General features: G+C 65.0%; 15 protein-coding genes. 4 read left to right on the top strand and 11 right to left on the bottom strand.

Going from position 1 to position 19683, the window contains the following annotated elements; translation table 11 throughout:
* The 3 genes from XW59_RS03400 to XW59_RS03390 all read right to left on the bottom strand — a co-directional run.
* On the bottom strand, positions 1-813 hold an 813-nt coding region (locus tag XW59_RS03400; protein ID WP_137326972.1), incomplete at its 3' end, for a CHASE3 domain-containing protein.
* Positions 814-1126: 313 nt separating this feature from the next.
* Positions 1127-1483 (bottom strand): YciI family protein, encoded by a 357-nt coding sequence (locus XW59_RS03395; protein ID WP_047145653.1) that lies wholly within the window; start codon positions 1481-1483, stop codon positions 1127-1129.
* Positions 1484-1593: 110 nt separating this feature from the next.
* A complete protein-coding gene (locus tag XW59_RS03390) occupies positions 1594-5022 on the bottom strand; it encodes an indolepyruvate ferredoxin oxidoreductase family protein (RefSeq protein WP_047145652.1) in 3429 nt (1142 codons plus the stop codon).
* Between the two features lie 149 nt (positions 5023-5171).
* On the opposite strand from XW59_RS03390, the gene XW59_RS03385 reads away from it, so the two are divergent.
* Positions 5172-5633, top strand: coding sequence for an Lrp/AsnC family transcriptional regulator (locus tag XW59_RS03385; protein ID WP_047145712.1), 462 nt, complete (start codon positions 5172-5174; stop codon positions 5631-5633).
* A 519-nt stretch (positions 5634-6152) separates the two neighbouring features.
* Here the strand turns inward: XW59_RS03385 and XW59_RS03380 are convergent.
* The 6 genes from XW59_RS03380 to XW59_RS03355 all read right to left on the bottom strand — a co-directional run bounded on the left by XW59_RS03380 (position 6153) and on the right by XW59_RS03355 (position 12475).
* Positions 6153-6860 carry an ABC transporter ATP-binding protein gene (locus tag XW59_RS03380; RefSeq protein ID WP_047145651.1) on the bottom strand — a complete coding sequence of 236 codons (708 nt, stop codon included), beginning with the start codon at positions 6858-6860 and terminating at the stop codon, positions 6153-6155.
* Positions 6853-7614, bottom strand: coding sequence for an ABC transporter ATP-binding protein (locus tag XW59_RS03375; protein WP_047145650.1), 762 nt, complete (start codon positions 7612-7614; stop codon positions 6853-6855). Before XW59_RS03375 ends, XW59_RS03380 begins: the two co-directional genes overlap by 8 nt.
* The gene (locus XW59_RS03370; protein WP_047145711.1) at positions 7602-8564 is read right to left on the bottom strand and encodes a branched-chain amino acid ABC transporter permease; all 963 of its coding nucleotides are present in this window, start codon (positions 8562-8564) and stop codon (positions 7602-7604) included. Before XW59_RS03370 ends, XW59_RS03375 begins: the two co-directional genes overlap by 13 nt.
* On the bottom strand, positions 8564-9445 hold the full coding sequence (locus XW59_RS03365) for a branched-chain amino acid ABC transporter permease (RefSeq protein ID WP_047145649.1): 882 nt from the start codon (positions 9443-9445) through the stop codon (positions 8564-8566). Before XW59_RS03365 ends, XW59_RS03370 begins: the two co-directional genes overlap by 1 nt.
* 111 nt (positions 9446-9556) lie before the next feature.
* On the bottom strand, positions 9557-10861 hold the full coding sequence (locus XW59_RS03360) for an ABC transporter substrate-binding protein (protein WP_047145648.1): 1305 nt from the start codon (positions 10859-10861) through the stop codon (positions 9557-9559).
* A 168-nt stretch (positions 10862-11029) separates the two neighbouring features.
* A complete protein-coding gene (locus XW59_RS03355) occupies positions 11030-12475 on the bottom strand; it encodes a hypothetical protein (RefSeq protein ID WP_246665979.1) in 1446 nt (481 codons plus the stop codon).
* A gap of 320 nt (positions 12476-12795) precedes the next feature.
* Between XW59_RS03355 and purU the strand changes: the two genes are divergently transcribed.
* On the top strand, positions 12796-13647 hold the full coding sequence (gene purU, locus XW59_RS03350; protein ID WP_047145647.1) for a formyltetrahydrofolate deformylase: 852 nt from the start codon (positions 12796-12798) through the stop codon (positions 13645-13647).
* A gap of 86 nt (positions 13648-13733) precedes the next feature.
* Here the strand turns inward: purU and XW59_RS03345 are convergent, their stop codons facing one another.
* Positions 13734-16820, bottom strand: a complete 3087-nt coding sequence (locus XW59_RS03345) for an efflux RND transporter permease subunit (protein ID WP_047145646.1) — start codon at positions 16818-16820, stop codon at positions 13734-13736.
* On the bottom strand, positions 16817-17980 hold the full coding sequence (locus XW59_RS03340) for an efflux RND transporter periplasmic adaptor subunit (RefSeq protein WP_047145645.1): 1164 nt from the start codon (positions 17978-17980) through the stop codon (positions 16817-16819). The genes XW59_RS03345 and XW59_RS03340 overlap by 4 nt, the downstream gene beginning before the upstream one ends.
* A gap of 27 nt (positions 17981-18007) precedes the next feature.
* On the opposite strand from XW59_RS03340, the gene XW59_RS03335 reads away from it, so the two are divergent.
* A complete protein-coding gene (locus XW59_RS03335) occupies positions 18008-18700 on the top strand; it encodes a TetR/AcrR family transcriptional regulator (RefSeq protein WP_246665978.1) in 693 nt (230 codons plus the stop codon).
* A 227-nt stretch (positions 18701-18927) separates the two neighbouring features.
* Complete coding sequence (locus tag XW59_RS03330) at positions 18928-19668, top strand: glycosyltransferase family 25 protein (RefSeq protein WP_047145643.1); 741 nt, start codon at positions 18928-18930, stop codon at positions 19666-19668.
* Positions 19669-19683: the final 15 nt, after the last annotated feature.

Here is a 19683-nt window from a genome sequence, read left to right as displayed (position 1 = left end):
GGCCGCCTCCGCCTCCGCACGCAGCTTGGCGAGCGCCGCCTGCTTGAACACCTCCACCGCACGCGCCATCTCGCCGATCTCGTCGCGACGCGAAACCGCCGGCACAACGACCGAATTGTCGCCCCCGGCAAGCCGCCCCATAACCCCAGTCAGCGCCGTCACCGGAGCCGCGATCATCCGAGACAGCAAAAAGCCAAGCCCAAGCGAGATCAAAACCGAAAACCCCAGACCAACGTAGAGGACTTTCTCGGTCGACTCTCCCGCGGCCTCGGCCACGTCGCCCGCGATCGTGATCTGCTCCTCGACGCGCGTGATAATTCCGTCGAGCGCATTCTCGATCTGCTCCATGAACGTATCGGCGATGCCGTTGCGGCCGGACATCTCGACCGCCCTGAAACGTGTGATCGGATCGGCGGCGAGGCGCTTGCCTTCCTCGACGACATCGGTCCACCACGCATTGATCGCCGAGCGCGCGCTGTCGATGCCGACGACGATCCTGGTGTCGTCGGATTTGAGCGCCTGCAGGATGTCGAGCTGGCGGTCGAAATCGGCGCGGTGCGATTCCAGCCGTTCGACATAGTAAACGTCGCCGGTGAGGAGAAAGCCGCGCAGGCTGTTTTCCTGACGCGAGAGTCGATATTGCGCCTCCTTGGCCGCGGCGAAAGCCTGCGTGGCCGCCTCGCGGTCACGCTGTGCGTTCGTCGTCAGGGTAAGGTTCCAGAATATAACCGCGCACATCGCCACGATGGTCGCGACGATGGCGAAGAACGCAACGCCGAGCTTGCGCGATGTCTTCAGATTCGTGAATTTCACGATTGCCCCCAATCAGTCCGGTCGGCCGCAAGAAAAGCTTGCGGCGCATTGAACTCCCCGCCCCTGGAACGTAGGTCCGTCTTGGACCGCCTGAACTTAACAATCGGCTAATCGGGACCGATCGGCGTTGAATTTTGGAGATGGCATTAAGGCGTTACACAACCGAAACGATGCCCGCACGGAGCGGTTTCGCGCAGGGCGTGAATCATCACCCTCGCCCTCGCGGACGCGAAACCCGGAAACTGTTTCGGAAAGGATTCAAACGACGAAAAGAAAGTATGTGTGACGGCTGGCGCGAGGGCTCGGGACGCCTCTAGGCGGGATTGAACTCGGCGATAGGCCGTATCTCTATCCCGCCGACCGCGCGCTCGCCGGCGATCAGCCGGGCCGCCTCGACCGCGTCGTCCATGCTCTCGCAGTCAAGGATCCAGAAGCCCAGCAACTGCTCCTTGGTTTCTGCGTAGGGGCCGTCGACCACCGCCGAGGGCTTGCCCGCGCGAGCGAACTTCGCCGCACCGGTCGGCTTCAGCCGCATGGTCGGCCCCATCCGGCTCTTCAGCACGATCTTCTCCTCGACGGCGCGTATCCGCGCCATCATCGCCGCCTCCTCCTCGTTCGAGAGTGCGGCCATGGCGTCCTCGGAATTGTAGCAGAGCAGGGCGTAGAGCATCGGGCTTCCTCCGTCATGGGGTGCGGACTATGCCCAATGCCGTGCCGCCGGTCCAGCAGCAACCGAAGCGCCCTGGATCATACCGACATCAACTGCAAGTCGGTGGACGACTACAGCCGCGCCATCTCCGCCTCGATCCGCGGCTTCACCGTTTCGACCGCCTCGTGCTTGACCGGACCGTAGCCGCGGATCTGCATGGGAAGCGCCATGATTTCGCAGAGCCTGTCATGGCTCGAAGCCGACAACTTCAGCAGCCCCTTTTCCACGATCTCCTCGTACCAGCCGATCAGCCCACGTTCCATGCGCCGCTCGGCCGTATGGCCGAACGGGTCTAACCAGGTGCCGCGCAGGCGCTTCGCATGGGCAAGCGCGTTCAAGGGGCCCCTCACCCACGGCCCGAAGGAGCGCTTGAGCGGCCTGCCGCGCGCATCCTTGCCGGAGGCGAGGAAAGGCGGAGCGAAATGGCGGACAATGCGGAAATCGCCTTCGAACTCCTCCGAAAGCCGGGTTTCGAAGCCGGTTCGCATGTGCAGCCGCGCCACCTCGTACTCGTCCTTGTAGGCCATCAGCTTGAACAGCGAGCGGGCGACGGCTTCCGTCAGCCTTTCCGAGCCGAGCGGCTTCTCGGCCGCGCGTACCTTGTCGACCAGCCTCCGGTAGCGCGCCGCATACACGGCATCCTGATAGTCGGTCAGGAAGGCCTCGCGCCGCGCGACGATCTGGTCGAGCGTCTGCGGCGGCGATTGCGCGGGACGCAGCAGGCCGGCGAGTTCCTGCGGGCGCGCCTGGGCGATACGGCCGAGGAGGAAGGCGCGATGGTTCTCCTCCACCGCCACGCCGTTGAGTTCGATCGCCTGCCGCAACGCTGCGAGCGAAACCGGCACCAGCCCCTGTTGCCAGGCAAAGCCAAGCATCATCACATTGGCGAAGACCATATCGCCCATCAGCCTTTCGGCAAGCGCGTTGGCGTCGACGGCGGCAACCGCCTCCCGCCCAACCACCTGCCGGATCGCGTCGAGGCGCCGGTCGACCGCGAGATCGGCGTCGCGGCGGCGCACGATGTCGCCGGTCGGCATGCTGGCCAGGTTGAGCGCCGCCCTCATGCCCGGCCGATAGGCCGCGGATGCCTTGGGCGACGAGGAGACGACGATGTCGCAGCCGATCAAGGCATCCGCCGCGCCGGCATCGATGCGCACCTGGTTGAGCGCGGCCGGCGCGGCCGCGATGCGCACGAAGGAAAGCACGGGACCGAATTTCTGGGCGAAGCCGGTGAAGTCGAGCACAGACGAGCCCTTGGCCTCGAGATGTGCCGCCATCGTCACCAGCGCGCCGACCGTCACCACGCCGGTGCCGCCGACGCCGGTGATCAAGAGGTCGTAGGGCCGATCGAGCACGGGAAGGTCCGGTTCGGCCAGGTCCGCTCCGAGCGCCTCGACGTCGATCTCGGCGCCTGTCCTCTTCCGCCGCGTCCCGCCTTCCACCGTCACGAAGCTCGGGCAGAACCCGTTCGCGCAGGAAAAATCCTTGTTGCAGGAAGATTGGTTGATACGGCGCTTGGCGCCGAACTCGGTCTCGACCGGCTCGACGGAAAGACAGTTCGATTCCACCGAGCAGTCGCCGCAGCCCTCGCAGACGAGCTCGTTGATGACGACGAACTTCTTCGGATCATCGAGCGTGCCGCGCTTGCGGCGGCGGCGCTTTTCTGTCGCGCAGGCCTGCTCGTAGATGAGCACGGAGACGCCCTTCACCTCGCGCAGCTCGCGCTGCACCGCGTCGAGCTCGCGGCGATGGTGGATGGTGGCCCTCGCCGGCAGGTCGCGGAGGGAGAACTTGCCGGGCTCGTCGGAGACCAGCGCGATGCGCTCCACGCCCTCGGCGCGCGCCGAATGTGCGATCGCCTGGACGCTGACCGGGCCGTCCACCGGCTGCCCGCCGGTCATGGCGACGGCGTCGTTGTAGAGGATCTTGTAGGTGATGTTGGCATTCGCCGCGACCGCCTGGCGGATCGCCATCGAGCCCGAGTGATACCAGGTTCCCTCGCCGAGATTCTGAAAGACGTGGCCCTTGCCGGTGAACAGCGACGATGCCGCCCAGTTCACTCCCTCACCGCCCATCTGGATCAGCGAGGAGGTCTCGCGGTCCATCCAGCTGGCCATGAAATGGCAGCCGATGCCGGCGAGCGCCTTCGAGCCTTCGGGAACCTTGGTCGAAATGTTGTGCGGGCAGCCCGAGCAGAAATAGGGCGTGCGCGTCGCGCCCTCGACCGAGATCGATATCTTCGGCCCGGCCAGCACCGCCTCGGCGCGCCGCATGAAGCGCTCGCCGGGAAAGATGCCGTCCAGCCGCCGCGCCACGATCGGCACGAGCTGGCGCGGCGAGAGCTCGCCCGTCCAGGGCACCAGCCGCGCGCCGTTCTCGTCGCGCTTGCCGACCATGCGCTTCGGTTTGTCGCCCGGCCAGTCGTAGAAATATTCCTTGAACTGGCTCTCGATGATGCCGCGCTTCTCCTCGACGACGAGCACCTCCTCCTTGCCGCGCACGAAATCCAGCGCGTCGCGTCGGGCGAGCGGCCAGACCATGCCAACCTTGTAGATGTCGATGCCGAGCCTGCGGCACTCGGCCTCGCCGACGCCCAGCAGCCGCAGCGCCTCCATCAGGTCGAGATGGCCCTTGCCGGTGGTGACGATGCCGAACCGCGCATGCTCGACCTGATAGACGTGGCGGTCGATCGGGTTCGCCTCGGCAAAGGCGAAGACGGCCTGCTTCTTCGCCTCCATCCGCTCCTCGATCTGCGGACCGGGCAGATCCGGCCAACGATAGTGAAGCCCGCCGGGCGGCATGTGGAAATCCGGCGTCTCGAAGGCCCGGTCGGACGGCAGCTCGAAAGAGGCGGCGGATTCCACCGTCTCCGAAACTGCCTTGAAGCCGACCCACATGCCGGAGAAGCGCGACAGCGCATAGCCATATTCGCCGAAGGCGAGATACTCGGAAACGCTCGCCGGATTGAGCGTCGGCATGAACCAGGCCATGAAGGCGACGTCGGACTGATGCGGCATCGACGACGAGACGCAGCCATGGTCGTCGCCGGCGACCACCAGCACGCCGCCATGCGGCGACGAGCCGTAGGCATTGCCGTGCTTCAGTGCGTCGCCGGAGCGGTCCACGCCCGGCCCCTTGCCGTACCACATGGCGAACACGCCCTCGACCCGGGCGTCCGGATTGGTCTCGACCTGCTGGCTGCCGAGCACCGCGGTCGCCGCCAGATCCTCGTTCACCGCCGGCAGGAATTCGATGCGGTTTTCCGCGACGAGTTCGCGGTTCTTCCACAATTCGAGGTCGAGCCCGCCCAGCGGCGAGCCGCGATAGCCGGAAATGAAGCCGGCGGTGCCGAGCCCCGCCTCGCGATCGCGCCGCGCCTGATCGAGCGCGATGCGCACCAGCGCCTGCGTGCCGGTCATGAAGACCCGTCCCCGCTTCCGGCTGTAGCGGTCGTTCAGCCGATAGCCGGAAAGCGTCCGAAGCGGCTCGTGCGCGGTCATGGGTGCATCCTCCCGGATATGCCTGGAGAACAGTCTACTCCCATGCGGCTGAAAGAACTTGCCAGATTGACCTTGCCATCATGCCAATCTGGCAGGATTATCCGATTTGAGTGATTTTACGATATAAATCATCCAGGATGGGTTCGAACATGACGAAACTGGAGGAACAGGACCGCCGCCTTCTGCGCGCGCTGCAGGCCAATTCCCGCATCTCCAACCAGGAGCTGGCGGAAACCGCCGGCATGTCGGCGTCGGCCTGCTGGCGGCGAGTGAGGACATTGGAGGAAGCCGGCGTCATCAGGCGCTATGCGACGATACTCGACGCGCCCAGGACCGGCCTGGGCTTCCACGCCGTGGTCCACGTCACCCTGACGCGCCACGACCATCGGCATGTCGATACGTTTATTTCGGAAGTGAAACGACGTCCGGAAGTTCTGGATTGCTACGCCACCACCGGCGAGGCCGACTACCATCTTCGCGTCGTCTGCGAGGACCTCGACACCTACAACGCCTTCCTGGAAGGCTTCATGTTCCGCCTGCCCGGCATCGCCAATGTGCGCACCAATCTGGTGCTGAAGGAGATCAAGCAGGAAAGCTCGGTGCCGGTGTGACATATGTGCGTCCTTCGAGGCTCCCCTTCGACAAGCTCAGGGTCGCACCTCAGGATGAGGGAGGTCGTGCACGCATCGCATAGGTTGGGAGCTGGAAGGCCGCTGCCTGTGATCAAACGTCAGGAGCTACAAGGCAGGTTTTAAATATGAAACACGTGCGTCCTTCGAGGGCTCGCTCCGCTCGCACCTTGAGGAGGGTTCCACATCCTCAATGTGAACTCGAAGGGCGCTGCCTTTGTCGAACGTCGGCAGCCATGAGGCAGGGTTTAAGTAGCTACAAGGCGGGCTTTCTAAAACACGACGAGATGAAAGGGCGCCAAAGCTCTTCAATCCAAAAGCAACAAGACCGAACTCATTGCTCGCTCGAAGGTCCTTCGTGACCATTCGATTTCCGACGACACGGCGAGCCATCGAGCCTACGACGCGCAACCCGGTCCACACCCTCCCTCATCCTGAGGTGCGACCCTGAGCTTGTCGAAGGGGAGCCTCGAAGGACGCAGGGCGCCACAACGACGCGCCCTACTCCACGCCCACATAGCGGCGGACGAAGGCCGGATCGTCGCGGACGGCCTGAACCGGTAGCGTCTCGCGGTTCTGCCCGTTCTCGATGAAGGCGACGCGATCGGCGAGCGAAAGCACGGCGTCCACCCGCTGCTCGACGAGGATCGTCGAGACCCCGCGCTCGCGCAACCCGGCCACCGTCTCGCGGATCTTCGCGATCATCGACGGCATAAGCCCTTCGGTCGGCTCGTCGAGCAGCAGCACGTCGGGTTCGAGGCAGAGAGCGCGCGCCATGGCGAGCATCTGCTGCTCGCCGCCGGAGAGCGTGCCGGAACGCTGTGAAAGCCGCTCGCGCAGCACCGGGAAGAGGTCGAGCACGGATTCCCGCGTCGTGCGTCCCTTGCCGCGCGCCATCAGGCCGATCTCGATGTTCTCGGCAACCGTCAGCTCGGAAAAGAGCCGGCGTCCCTGCGGCACATAGGCGACACCCGTCCTCGGCACCTCATGCGGCGCGAGCTTGGTCAGATCCCGGCCGTCCTTGATGATCGAACCGGCCCTTGCCGGCACCAGCCCCATAATCGCCTTCAGCGCCGTGGTCTTGCCGGCGCCGTTGCGCCCGAGCAGGCACAGAACCTCGTGCTGCTGAAGGTCGAGCTTGAAGCCGCGCAGCACCTGCACCTCGCCATAGAAGGCGTCGAGGCCGTCGATCGCGAGCGTGCTAGCCATCGGCGCCCGTCCCGAGATAGGCGCGCTGGACCTCTTCATTGGCGCGGATTTCCTCCGGCGCCCCCTCGGCCAGCACCGAGCCGAAATTCATCACCGTGATCCTGTCGGCAAGCTCCATCACCACATGCATGTTGTGCTCGATCAGCAGTATCGTCGCTTCCTTCGCGATCTCGCGCACGAGGCCGACGAAGGTTTCGATCTCGCCGTCCGACAGCCCTTGCGTCGGCTCGTCGAGGATGAGCAGGCGCGGATCGAGCGCCAGCCCCATCGCCACCTCCACGAGGCGCTGGTGGCCGTAGGCGAGGTTCCCGGCCAGCGTCGCGGCACGGTCGGCAAGCCCGACACGGCCAAGCACGTCCCTGACGCCGCGGTCGAGTTCGGCGCCGTGCACCCTGCCCGACTTGAGAAGCCGGCGCTGCACGGAAAGCGCGACATTGTCGTAGACGGAAAGGCGCGGAAAGATGCTGGTGATCTGGAACGTATAGGCGATGCCCGCGAGAACGCGCTTGTGCGCCGGCAAGCGCGTGATGTCCCGTCCGTCGAAGCGGATCGCGCCCGAGGACGGCAGGATGCGGCCGCAGACGAGGCTGACGAAGGTTGTCTTGCCGGCACCGTTCGGCCCGATGATGGCGCGGATTTCGCCGCCGTCGAGCCAGAAATCGACGCTGTTGACGGCTCGGAGGCCGCCGAAGTCGCGCGTCAGCCCCCGCGTCTCGATCAGGGGAACGGCGGCTTTGACGCTTACGGCAGCCACGGCAACCACCTTTCGCGAATGCTGCCGAGCAGTCCCCTGGGGAAGAACAGGATCAGCAGGATGAGGGCGACGCCGACGAGAAGCAGATAGGCCGATGTGTAGGCGGAGGTTATGTCGATCACGTAGAACATGAAAAGCGTGCCGATCAGTGGGCCGAGCGTCGTCGCCGCGCCGCCGAGCAGCACCCACAGCAGCGGCAGGATCGAATATTGGATCGAGGCGAAGCCGGAGCCGACATAGCCGAAGAGCAGCGCATAGGCGGCCCCCGACGCCGCGCAGAACAGGCCCGAGAGGATGACGGCGGAGAGCTTGGCGCGGAAGACGTCGTAGCCGAGCATGCGCATGCGTTCCTCGTTCTCGCGGATCGCGACGAGCGTCCGTCCGAAAGGCGCGCGCACCAGGGCGAGGGTTGCCAGAAGCACGATCGAGAACATGGCGAGCGCGATCATGTAGCGCGACGCCGGGTTGGTCAGGTCGAGCGCGACGCCGCCGAGCTCGACGCGGCGCGCGGCCTGCGGCAGCACCAGCCCTTCCTCGCCGCGCGTGTAGGTCGTGAAATAGAGCGTCGCGAGATAGAAGACCTGCGAGAACATCATGGTGACGATCATGAATGCGACGCCGGTGGTCCGCAGCGCCAGCACGCCCACGGCCGCGGAGAGAACGACGCCACAGGCGAGCCCCACGACGAAGCTTTCCGGCACGCCCCAGCCGAGATGGTAGAGCGGCAGGCCGGCACCATAGAGGCCGGCGGCGAAGAACATCGCATGGCCGAGGCTGAGCAGTCCCGTATAGCCGAAGAGAATGTTGTAGCCCATGGCGAAGACGGCGAGCACCATGACGCGCGAGAAGATGCCGCGGTGATATTCCGGCAGGATGAAGTTGAGCGCGAACAGCACCGCGATCACCGCGAGGTGAAGCGCGACGGCGCGACGGCTTCCAGCTCCCGGCATCATCTCGTCGCCGCCCCGAACAGGCCCTGCGGCCGGAACACCAGGACGAGCGCGACCAGCAGCGTCGCCAGCATCTTGGCGAGCGTCGGCGAGAAGAAGACGGAGATGATGCCGTCGCTGAGCCCGATCAGCACGGCGGCGACGACCGTCCCGCGCAGCGATCCCAGCCCGCCGATGATGACGACGATGAAGGACAGAAGCAGCGGATCGCGCCCCATCAGGTAGTGCGCCTGCTGGATCGGCACGACGAGCACCGCGGCGATCGCGGCGAGCATCGCGCCGAGCGCGAAGACGCCCGCATAGACGCGATCGACCGGAATGCCGAAGGCCTGCGCGGTCTCGCGGTCATATTGCGTGGCACGCATGACGAGGCCGACCTTGGTGCGCGTCAGGACGAGCCATGTCGCAATGACGAGCACGATCGCGGCGGCGATGACGGCGAGCTTGTAGCCGGAATAGCCGAACCAGGGCAGCGTCACGCGGATGTTGAATGGCGCCTGCACCGGCCGCGCATCCGGCCCGTAGAAGGTCAGCGCCAGCTGCTGGACGATATAGAGCAGGCCGATCGTCGCGACGATCGTGGCTTCGGGATCATAGTTCAGCCGGCGAAGCACCAGCCGTTCGGCAAGAAGGGCGACCCCGCCGACGACGAGCGGGCTGACGAGCAACGCGGCGGCAAAGCCGATCGATGGATGTCCGGCGAAGGCGGTCGAGATCGCCCAGGCAAGCACCGCCCCGAGCATGAAGAACTCGCCATGGGCGACGTTCACCACCCGCATCACGCCGAAGACGAGCGACAGGCCCAGCGCCGTCAGCGTCAGCACGGCGGCGGTGACGAGACCCTCCAGCGAAGCGAGCAGGAAGTAGGGTCCGAAGCCCATCAGCCGACACACGGGTGCGACGTTTGCGTTCCGCCGCCCCCCCCTCTCGCTTGTCGGCCGTAGGGGGGCAACGTGGAGCGTCGTCCTAACACATTCATCCGCGGGAAATGCTCACAGCGTCTGCGTCGTGTAGTCGGCTTCCGGTTCGTACATGCCGTCCTCGATCGAAGTCCGGTGAACCACCTTGAGCTTCTGGTTCTCCACCACGGAAATGTTCTGGTGGCCGAAGCACTGGTGGATCTTGCCGTTGAACACCTTGTCGCCCTGCGGATGCTCCTTGCCCTCGGCGAATTCGGTCATCGCCTCGGTCGCCTCGATCAGCTTGGCGCGATCTTCCGGACCCTTGTAGTCGGCCGCCTCCATCGCCGCCTTGATGACGTAGAGCGTCTCCCAGCAGCCGAAGCTGTGGGCGTTGGTGGAAACATCCTTCGGATCGTTGACGCTGGCGCCGTTCTCGTCGAGGCCGACGGCGTCGCGATAGGCGATCTCGGCCTCCGACGCCCCCTCCTGCAGGTAGCGCGGCATGCCTTCCCAGAAATGCGAGCCCTCGAGGAACTCGAGCCCCGGGCTGTTGATGTCGACCGCCTCGAGCGAATCGATGAAACCGAAGAGCGCCGGCCCGCTGCCGCCGTAGAACTCGCCCAGCTCCTTCACGAAGGTGAGCACGGCGGGGCCGACCATGACGTGGTAGATCACGTCTGTGTCGGCTGGGATCTGCGGGAAATAGCGGGTGAACGAGGTTTCGGTCGGCGGGATCGGAATCTGCGCGATCACCTCGCCGCCCTGCTCGACAGCCGCCGGCGCGAAGAAATCGCGGTGGTCGTGGCCGAACGCGTAGTCGGGATAGATCATGGTGATCTTCTTGCCGACATTGGACGTGATCCAGGGCGCCACCGAGCGCGTCTGCGCCTTGACGTCGGTGATGCCCGGCTGAAGCACCCAGCGGTTCATCTTGCCCGAAGCGACGTGATAGCCCTCGCTGACCACGTAATAAGGCATCTTCAACTCACCCGCCGCCGGCGCCGACCCCACCACCACATGGCTGAAGAGCGTGCCGTAGACGATGTCGGTCTTGTGCTGGTTGGCGAATTTCTCGATCACCTCCGCGCCGCGCGCTGCGTCCGTGCCGTCGTCCTCGGTGATGATCTCGATCGGCCGGCCGTTGATGCCGCCCGCCTCGTTGATGAGCTTCACCGCCGCCGCCGTGGTGCGCTCGTACCAGCGGCCGTAGGATGCGCCGATGCCGGTGCGGTGCGCCTGGAAGCCGATTTTGATCGGCGCCGAGGACTGCGCCTGCGAATAGCGCACGAAGCCCGGAGCGGTGCCGATGGCGGCGGTGGCGGCCAATCCCTTGAGCGCGGAGCGCCGCGAGATCGGATTGCGGATGATGCTGGAAACGTTGCGTCTGTCAGTCATTTTCGGTTCCCCTCGGAGTGTTCTTGACCGGACTTTTCGCCGTTTTTCCAATGCATTTTCGATGTGCGAAAATTGCATGTGTACAAACTAAATCACCAATCATCGGGCCTGACAAGGTCGTCTTTACGTAACGGCATATGCCATGATTCGGCCCCGCTGGCAGGCCCTTTACGCGGCCGTCGGCGAAGAAAGCAGCCATAGGCCGAAGATCGTGTAGACGACCATCAGAATGGCGAGCGGGATTTGGCTGCGGGTGGCCCGCGCGGCCGAGCCGTAGAGCCGGTAGGCGATGGCATGCGCGACGACCACCGCGAGCAGATGTCCGGCGATGATCGCCGCCGCCTGCAGGTTCCAGATCGCCCAGGCCGAGCGCGCGCCCATGACGATGCCCGCCTGCACGTGCAGACCCGCCGTGCCGAAGAGATCGGCGCCGTTCATCAGCGGATCCGACAGTGCTGCGAGCGCATACTGCCCATTGACCAGAAGCGCGGTCAGGTAGTGCGAAAAATGATAGGCCATCGAAATCGGGATGATCGACCAGACGAGCGCGCCCGCGGCGGCCGCGATGCCGGCGGACTTTCCCGAAAGCCGGTCGCCCAGGGCGACCGCCGCGAAGAAGGCGGCGGCCAGCGCGGCGAACATCGCCACGAGCCCGTAGCTGCCGATGCCGACGACCGCGCTGCGGCCGGGAAACTCCAGCGGATTGACGTCGTTGAGCCCGAGCCAGAAGAAGGTCCGCATCAGCCCGTCGAAGGAGACCGAACTCAACGCGAGAAGCAGAAAGACGACACCGCTTGACGGCAGGGGTTCCGCGCTGGAGAGTTTCGCCCCCGGCAGGCAAAAGCGCAGCGCCCGCCGCTTCCGCCGCGGCTCGCAGCCCTCGACGACGGCGAGCTTCGCGATCATGCCGAGGAAGGCCGAGAGGCATTCCCCCTGCCGCGTCCATGCCTCATAGCCGAAGATCAGCGCTGCCGACAGGTTGGCGGCGAAATAGACGGCAAGCACGCTCGCCAGCCGCGCCGGGTCGTCCGGCGCCGGGTAGACGAGCTCGAACCAGGCGAAGCCGAGGAAGAGCGCGACCGCCGGCCAGTAGCCGAGGCCGCGCGGCAATTCGGGCGCGCGGTTCCGGCCGAGCACGGCGGAAAGCAGCCGCCATGGCGCATAGAGCGGATTGATCCACCACCATATGTTTCCGAACACGCCCTGCAGAAGGGTGAGGCCGATCCAGAACAGTGTCCAGAAAGTGAGCGGCAACGGGTTGGAAAGCGGATCGCGACTGCCCAGATAGCCGGCCGCGACGAGGACGACGAAGCACAGGAAGCTCGCCGTGCTCGCTGCCAGCCTCGGCCATGTCGGCGCAACCGCCAGGCTGCGCCTGAACGAGAAGAGCCGGTCGAGACAACCTGGAGGGACCAGCGCCAGCACCAGGAAGCTCAGCGCAACCGCCGCCGCCCCGCCGAAGAGGTAATAGCCCGTGGGCAGGATGAGCACATGGCCGCGATCGGCCGCATGCGCGAGCACGGGGGCCGTGGATGCGAGCGTGATCGCGGCGGCAAGCGCCGAGAGCCCCAACGCTGTCCCGATATATCGGCGATCGACGCCCCTGGCGGTCATGGAGCCGCCCGCCACCCCGGCTTATGCGCAAACATTCCAGCCCCCTGAAGCGACAACGGCCATCATGGTGCCCCCCACGCGAGCCCTCGGGGCACCGCCCCGAAAATTCAGTCGAGCCGTTACTGCCATAGCGAAGCATCACCTGCAATGAGGGCACCGGCGATCGCCTTGCGCAAGCTGATGTCGGATTCCGTATATCCGGCCGTCTGTCGTATGGGCTATTGCCTATGACCGAAGCACCTGCCGGCGGGACGTTGATCGAAGAGCGCCCCGCGGATCAGGTGGCAGGCACATCAAATCCCATCCGGAGCTCGACTGTCATGCCCGACCAAGTTCATATCTTAAGCCTGTCCTGCGAGGATCGCCCGGGCATCGTCGCCGCCGTCACGACCGAACTCGCCTCGATCGGCGCCAACATCGCCGAGAGCAGCCAGTTCTGGGACCGCCGGACCAACCGCTTCTTCATGCGCATCGCCTTCGCGGCTCCCGGCGAAACGTCGAGGGAGCATCTGGAGCGCGCGCTCAAATCGCCGATCGAGCGCTTCTCGATGAAGACGGCGCTGGTCGATGCCGGCCGCAAGCCGAAGATCATCATCATGGTCTCCAAATTCGACCATGCCATGCTGCATCTTCTCTATCAGATCCGGGTCGGCTGGCTGAACGCCGAGGTTGCCGCGGTCGTTTCCAATCACGAGGACAGCCGCCGCGCGGCGGAATTGGAAGGCATTCCTTTCCACTACTGGCCCGTCGACAAGGGCAACAAGGCCGAGCAGGAGGAAAAGCTGCTCGGCCTTGCCAAGGAAACCGGCGCCGAGCTGATCGTCCTCGCCCGCTACATGCAGGTCTTTTCCGACAATCTGTCGAAGCGGCTCTACGGCCGCGCGATCAACATCCACCATTCCTTCCTGCCGAGCTTCAAGGGCGCCAAGCCCTATCACCAGGCCTTCGAGCGCGGCGTGAAGCTCATCGGCGCGACCGCGCACTATGTCACGCCGGACCTCGACGAGGGGCCGATCATCGAGCAGGAGACCGAGCGCGTCACCCACGCCATGAGCGCGGAGGACTTCGTCGCCGTCGGCCGCGACATCGAAAGCCGCGTGCTGGCGCGCGCGGTCAAGCTGCACCTGGAATCCCGCGTCATGCTGAACGACCACAAGACGGTCGTTTTCTGATCCGCTGCGCGGCCGGAACAAGGGCCAAAAAGCAAAAGGACCGGCCGTGACGGCCGGTCCTTTTTCGTCAGGGTAACAGCTTGGACTTACGCCGTGCCTTCCTGCGGCACCGGCCGGCTGCCCGCCCGCTCGTCCTCGTCGCGGAACACTTCCCTGTCGGCGATGTAGGTGTAGAACATCGGCACCACGAAGAGCGTGAACATCGTTCCGATGATGATGCCCGTGAAGATGACGAGGCCCATCGAGTAGCGCGCCGCGGCACCCGCGCCGGAGGCGATGATGAGCGGCACGACGCCGAGCGACATCGCGGCGGTGGTCATCAGGATCGGCCGCAGTCGGACCTTGGCCGACGCGACGATCGCATCGAAGCGGTCGAGCCCATGCTCCACCCTCTGCTGATTGGCGAACTCGACCAGCAGGATGCCGTGCTTCGTGATCAGGCCTATCAGCGTGATCAGGCCCACCTGGGTGTAGATGTTGAGCGTTCCGAGCCCGAGATTGAGCGGCACGATCGCGCCGAAGATCGACAGCGGCACCGACATCATGATGATCAGCGGATCGCGGAAGCTCTCGAACTGTGCCGCGAGCACCAGGTAGATCACGACCACCGCCAGGGCGAACGCGATCATGATCGTGTTGCCCTGCTCGATCTCGAGCCGCGACTGCCCCGAATAGTCGATGAAGAAGCCCTCCGGCAGCAACGGCCGGGCTATGTCCTCGATCACCGCGAGGCCGTCGCCGGTGGTCACGCCCGGAACCGGAAGCGCCGAGATCGTCGCGGAGTTCAACTGGTTGAACTGCTCGATCGCGGCGGCGGCAACGTCGGTGGATATGGTGACGATCGCCGAAAGGGGAACCATCTCGCCGGTTGCGCTGCGCACGAAGAAATCACCGAGCCGTTCCGGATTGTTCCGGTACTCGTCCGGCACCTGCATGATGATGTCGTAGCTGTTCGAATCGCGGTCGAACTGCGCGATCGAGCCGCCGCCGACCAGCAGGCTCAACGTCGTGCCGATGTCGCGGATCGGCAGGTTGAGCGCCGCCGCGCGGTCGCGGTCGATCGTGACGACGACCTGCTGAGCGTCGTATTTCAGCGAGTTCTGCACCACGATGAAGCGGCCGCTGGCCTGCGCCTTCTGGCGGATCTCCTCGGCCACCTCGTAGACGCGGCTCGGATCGCCGGTCGACTGGATGACCATCGAGATCGGCAGGCCGCCGCCCGCGCCCGGCAATGACGGCGGCGCGAAGACCAGCGCTTCCACGCCCGCGACCTTGGAAAGCCGCTGCTGGATGTCCTGCTGGATTTCCGCCTGCGAACGGTCGCGCTCCGCCCAGTCCTTGAAGGCCCAGAGCGCGATGCCGGAATTGGTCTGTCCGCCGAAACCGACGATGGAGAAGTTCGCATCCAGCTCGGGAATGTCCTTGGTCAGCTCCCGCATCTGGTCGGTATAGGTCTTGGTGTACGCCGTCGTCGCGTAGGGCGGCGCGGTGACGAGCGAGAACAGCGCGCCCTCGTCTTCTTCCGGCGCGAGCTCGCTCGACGTCTTCATGAAGAGATAACCGGTCAGCGAAACCAGCACGAGGACGATCAGCAGCGTGACGGGGCGATAGTTCAGCGAGCCCGAGACCAGCTTCTCGTAGCCGTCGGCCAGGCGGTCGAAATTGCGGTCGACGAATTGCTGGAAGCGGCTGTGGCCGCCGCGCTTGAGCAGCCGGGCCGACATCATCGGCGTGATCGTCAGCGCGACGATGCCGGAGATGATGACCGCTCCGGCGAGCGTCATGGCGAATTCGCGGAACAGCGAGCCAGTGAGCCCGCCGATGAAGGCCAGCGGCGCGAACACGGCGGCGAGCGTGATCGTCATGGCGACGATGGGACCCGTTATCTCCTCCATGCCCACGAATGCCGCCTCGCGGGGGGAAAGGCCCTCCTCGATATGGCGATGGATGTTCTCCACCACCACGATGGCGTCGTCGACGACCAGGCCGATCGCCAGGACCATCGCCAGGAGCGACAGCAGGTTGATCGAATAGCCGAGCGTGAACAGCACGAAGCAGACGCCGATCAAGGACAGCGGGATCGTCACGATCGGCATGAGAACCGAGCGGAACGAGCCGAGGAAGAGCAGGATGATGACGACGACGATGGCGACGGCCTCGGCGATGGTCGTGAAGACTTCGCGGATCGAGGCGCTGATCGATTCGGTCGCGTCGTACATCATGGTGATGGTCATGCCGTCGGGCAGGCTCGCCTGGATGGCGGGCAGCTCGGTCTTCACCGCCGCCGCCACGTCGAGCGGATTGGCGGCCGGCGTCGGGAAGACGCCGATGAAGGTTCCCGGCTGGCCGTTGAAGGTGACGACCATGTCGGTGCTTTCGGCGGCCAGCTCGACGCTTGCGACGTCCCTCAGCCGCACGACGTCGTCCCCCTCGGCCTTGAGCGGCAGCGCGCCGAAGGCCTCCGGCGTCTGCAGCGTCGACTGCATGGTGATCGCGTAGGCGACGTATTCGTTCTTGGTCTTGCCGGGAGCGGCGAGGAAGTTCGCTGAATTGATGCCGGCCAGAACCTCCGCCGCGGTGAGGCCGCGGGCTGCGAGCCGCACGGGATCGACCCAGACGCGCATCGAATAGTTCGCCGCGCCCATCACCTGGATCTCGGCGACGCCGGGGATCGTCGACATGCGCGGGCGGATGACGCGGTCGATGTATTCGGTGACCTGCTCATCCGTCATGTTGGGGTTCTGCAGCGCCAGATACATGGTGGCGAACTGCATGCCCGTGCCCTTGACGATGGTCGGGTCCTCCGCGTCGGTGGGCAGTTCGCTGCGCACCTGCTGCACCTTGGACATGACCTCCGTCAGCGCCACGTCGGGATCGGAGCCCAGCCGCATCTGCACGGTCACGACGCTGGCCGAGGGGCGGCTCTGCGAAGTCACGTAGTCGATGTTCTCCGTGGTGGCGACGGCAGCGGAGATGGGCGCCGTGATGAAGCCCTGGATCAGGTCGGCGCTGGCGCCCGGATAGGTCGTCGTGATCGTGATGACCGTTTCCTCGACCTCCGGATACTGACGCACCTGCAGGTTGAAAATGCCCTGGAAGCCCAGGAGCAGGATCAGGCACGCCAGAACCGTCGACAGGACGGGTCGGCGGATGAAGATGCTGGAAATGTTCATTGCGCTGCCGCCTGCGAGGCGTCCCCACCGGCCGGGTTGATCGTGTTGTCGATGACGACCGGAGTGCCGGTCGACAGGCGGTTCTGGCCGGCCGTGACGATTACGTCGCCGGCCTTCACGCCGTCGGTGACCTCGACGAGACCGCCGGACCGGCGTCCGACCTTGACGAAGACCTGCCGTGCCTCCAACTGCCCGGCGGCTTCCGAATTCTCGGCGCTTTCCTGCTCGGCGGGCTGGCCTTCGGCCGGCTCCTTCTTGCGCACCACATAGACGTAGTCGCCGTAAAGGCTCGTCACCACCGCCGTCTGCGGCAGCGCCACGACGCTGTCCTCGGTCGGAAGCTCGACCTTGATGCGGGCGAACTGGCCGGGAGTGATGCTGGCGTTCGGGTTCTCTATCGCCGCGCGGACCAGGACGAGCCGGCTGGCCGGATCGACCTTGGAATCGATGCCGATCACCTCGCCGCGATACACTTCGTCGCGATTGTCCAGCGTCAGGCTGACCGGCTGGCCGACCCGCAGTTGCGGAAGCTGCTGTTCGGGAATCGTGAAATCGGCGCGCATCGTGTCGAGGTCCTGCAGCGAGGCCACGACGGTGCCCGGCGTGATGTACTGGCCTTCGTCCACCCGGATCAGGCCGAGCGTGCCGCCGAAGGGCGCGCGCAACTGCTTCTGCTGAAGCACGGCCTCGAGCTTCGCCACCTGGGCGGAGGAGTTCGCCTCCGCCGCTTCCGCCGCCTGCAGCGCCACGGTCGTGCCCGCGCCGCGCTTCTGCAGCTCGGCCGCGCGCTCGAGGGTCTGCCTGTCGAGCTGCGCCTGGGTGCGCGCCGCATCGAGATCCGCGCGCTGCACGACGTCGTCGAGCTGCACGATCACGTCGCCCTCGCTGACCTTCTGGTTCGCGAGGAAGCGAAGATCCTTGACCACGCCCGCCATTTCCACCGTCAGATCCACGCCGCGGATCGCGTTCACCGTGCCGATCGCGTCTATCGCCGGTGTCCAGGTCTGTGGTTCGACGGTGACGGTCGACACGGTCGCCGGCGCGACGGGCATGTTCGCGAAGAAGTTCTCGATCGCGCGGTCGCGGAACATATTGAAGCCCACGAGCCCGCCGACGAGGACGGCAAGCAGGATGATCGCGATGATGAGACGTTTGATCATGATCCGGGCGCTTTCTGGTCGCAGGCTATGGAGACGGTCGAAACCCGGCGATGCGACAGCACTGCCAGGCTCACAACAGGCTTGATAATTGCAGCGCACTTACTGTACCGTCTGGACGGTAATGTCAAGTCTGGAAAGCCGATGAAGAAGGACGCGCGGGGGGCGAAGCGGAAGATATTGGAGGCAGCCGAGGCCATCGCGCGCGAGGTCGGCCCCGGAAATCTGTCCCTCGATGCCGTCGCCGCGCGCGCCGGCGTCTCGAAAGGCGGGTTGCTCTATCACTTTCCCAACAAGGCGAAGCTGGTGCAAAGCCTGGTCGAAAGCTTCCTGCGCGAATTCGAGGAAGCGCTGTCCGCGCGCGAGGAGGAAAGCGACGGCGCACCCAACAGCGTGGTGGACGCATATATGGAGCTCTTCCTGCAGGAGCATAAACGCAGGCAGCCGCCGCCCGCCAGCCTGCTGGCGGCATTGGCCGAGGACCAGGACTTCGTCACCCCGGTCAGGCGTTATCAACGCGCCTTTCTCGACCGCATGAAGTCCAATGCCGAAAACCCCACCATGGCCATGATCGCTTATCTCTCGCTGCATGGCATCCGCAGCATGGAACTGCTCAATCTCGAGATCATCGACGAGAAGGAGTTCGCGCAGGTGATGGAAGGCCTGCGCAAGCTTGTCGGCTGCGAACGCGATGTCCGGAAGCGGGAAGAAGCGCGGCACTGACCTCCGCTTTCCGGAAATGGCCGCGGCCCGGCAACTCGGCCAAGACGCCTTTCGGAAAAACAGACCGCCTTTTTTCGCGGTCGCCGGACGCGCGGCGACGCAATGGCGGACGGGCTTGCAATTCGGCTGGATCAGCAAGCGCCGATCCAGTACATCTGCGGTGAACGAGAGCCCGCGACCGCCGTTTTCCCGGCGACGGCAACGATAACGGTGACGATCCATCCGCAATGACAGTACCATTCTTCGGGATAAATCTGGAAAGATCGGCGGAACGCTGGAAGCGCATAGAAGCAAGCGCGCAGGCATGCGGCATCGAGATCATCCGCGTCGAGGGAGTGGACGGAAGAGCCGTTCCCGCCTCCGACTGGATCGACGTGAACGTCGCGAAGTTCGGACTGCGCCATGGTCGGACGATCCTGCCGGGCGAATATGGCTGCTACAGAAGCCATCTCAGGGCACTGCGGGCCGTATATGATTCGGGCGTGCCTTACGCGGTGATCGTCGAGGACGACGTCCAGTTCGAGCCATCGACCGGTCCGCTGGTGCAGTCGATCATCGATACGGACCTGAATTTCGACGTAATCAAGCTTATCAACCACCGCACCACGGGCTTCGTGTCGTGGACGCGTTCGAAGCTCGGCGTCGAGATCGGCCGGACGATGCATGGTCCGCAAGGGTCGGCGGCCGCCTATCTCGTCTCGCGCGAGGGGGCGAGGAAGCTATATATGCGCCTTGCCGTCATGGACCTCCCGTGGGACATAGCGCTGGAAAGATATTGGGACAACGGGATTGAATTCTACTCCGTCTTGGAAGGCATCGTGAAGTTTTCGCCAAACAGCTCCGCCTCCGAAATATCCAGCCGCGATTCCTACAGGGCGACGAAGTTTCCCTTCTGGAAGCGGACGCCCACGGCAGTGTTCCGGGGCCGGGACTATCTCTACCGCGCTCTCTACGCTCACAAAAGATAGGCGGAACTTGCGCGC

The sequence above is a fragment of the Aquamicrobium sp. LC103 genome, from assembly GCF_001014615.2.
Lineage (GTDB): Bacteria > Pseudomonadota > Alphaproteobacteria > Rhizobiales > Rhizobiaceae > LBCQ02.
This window is presented reverse-complemented; position numbering and strand designations above follow the sequence as displayed.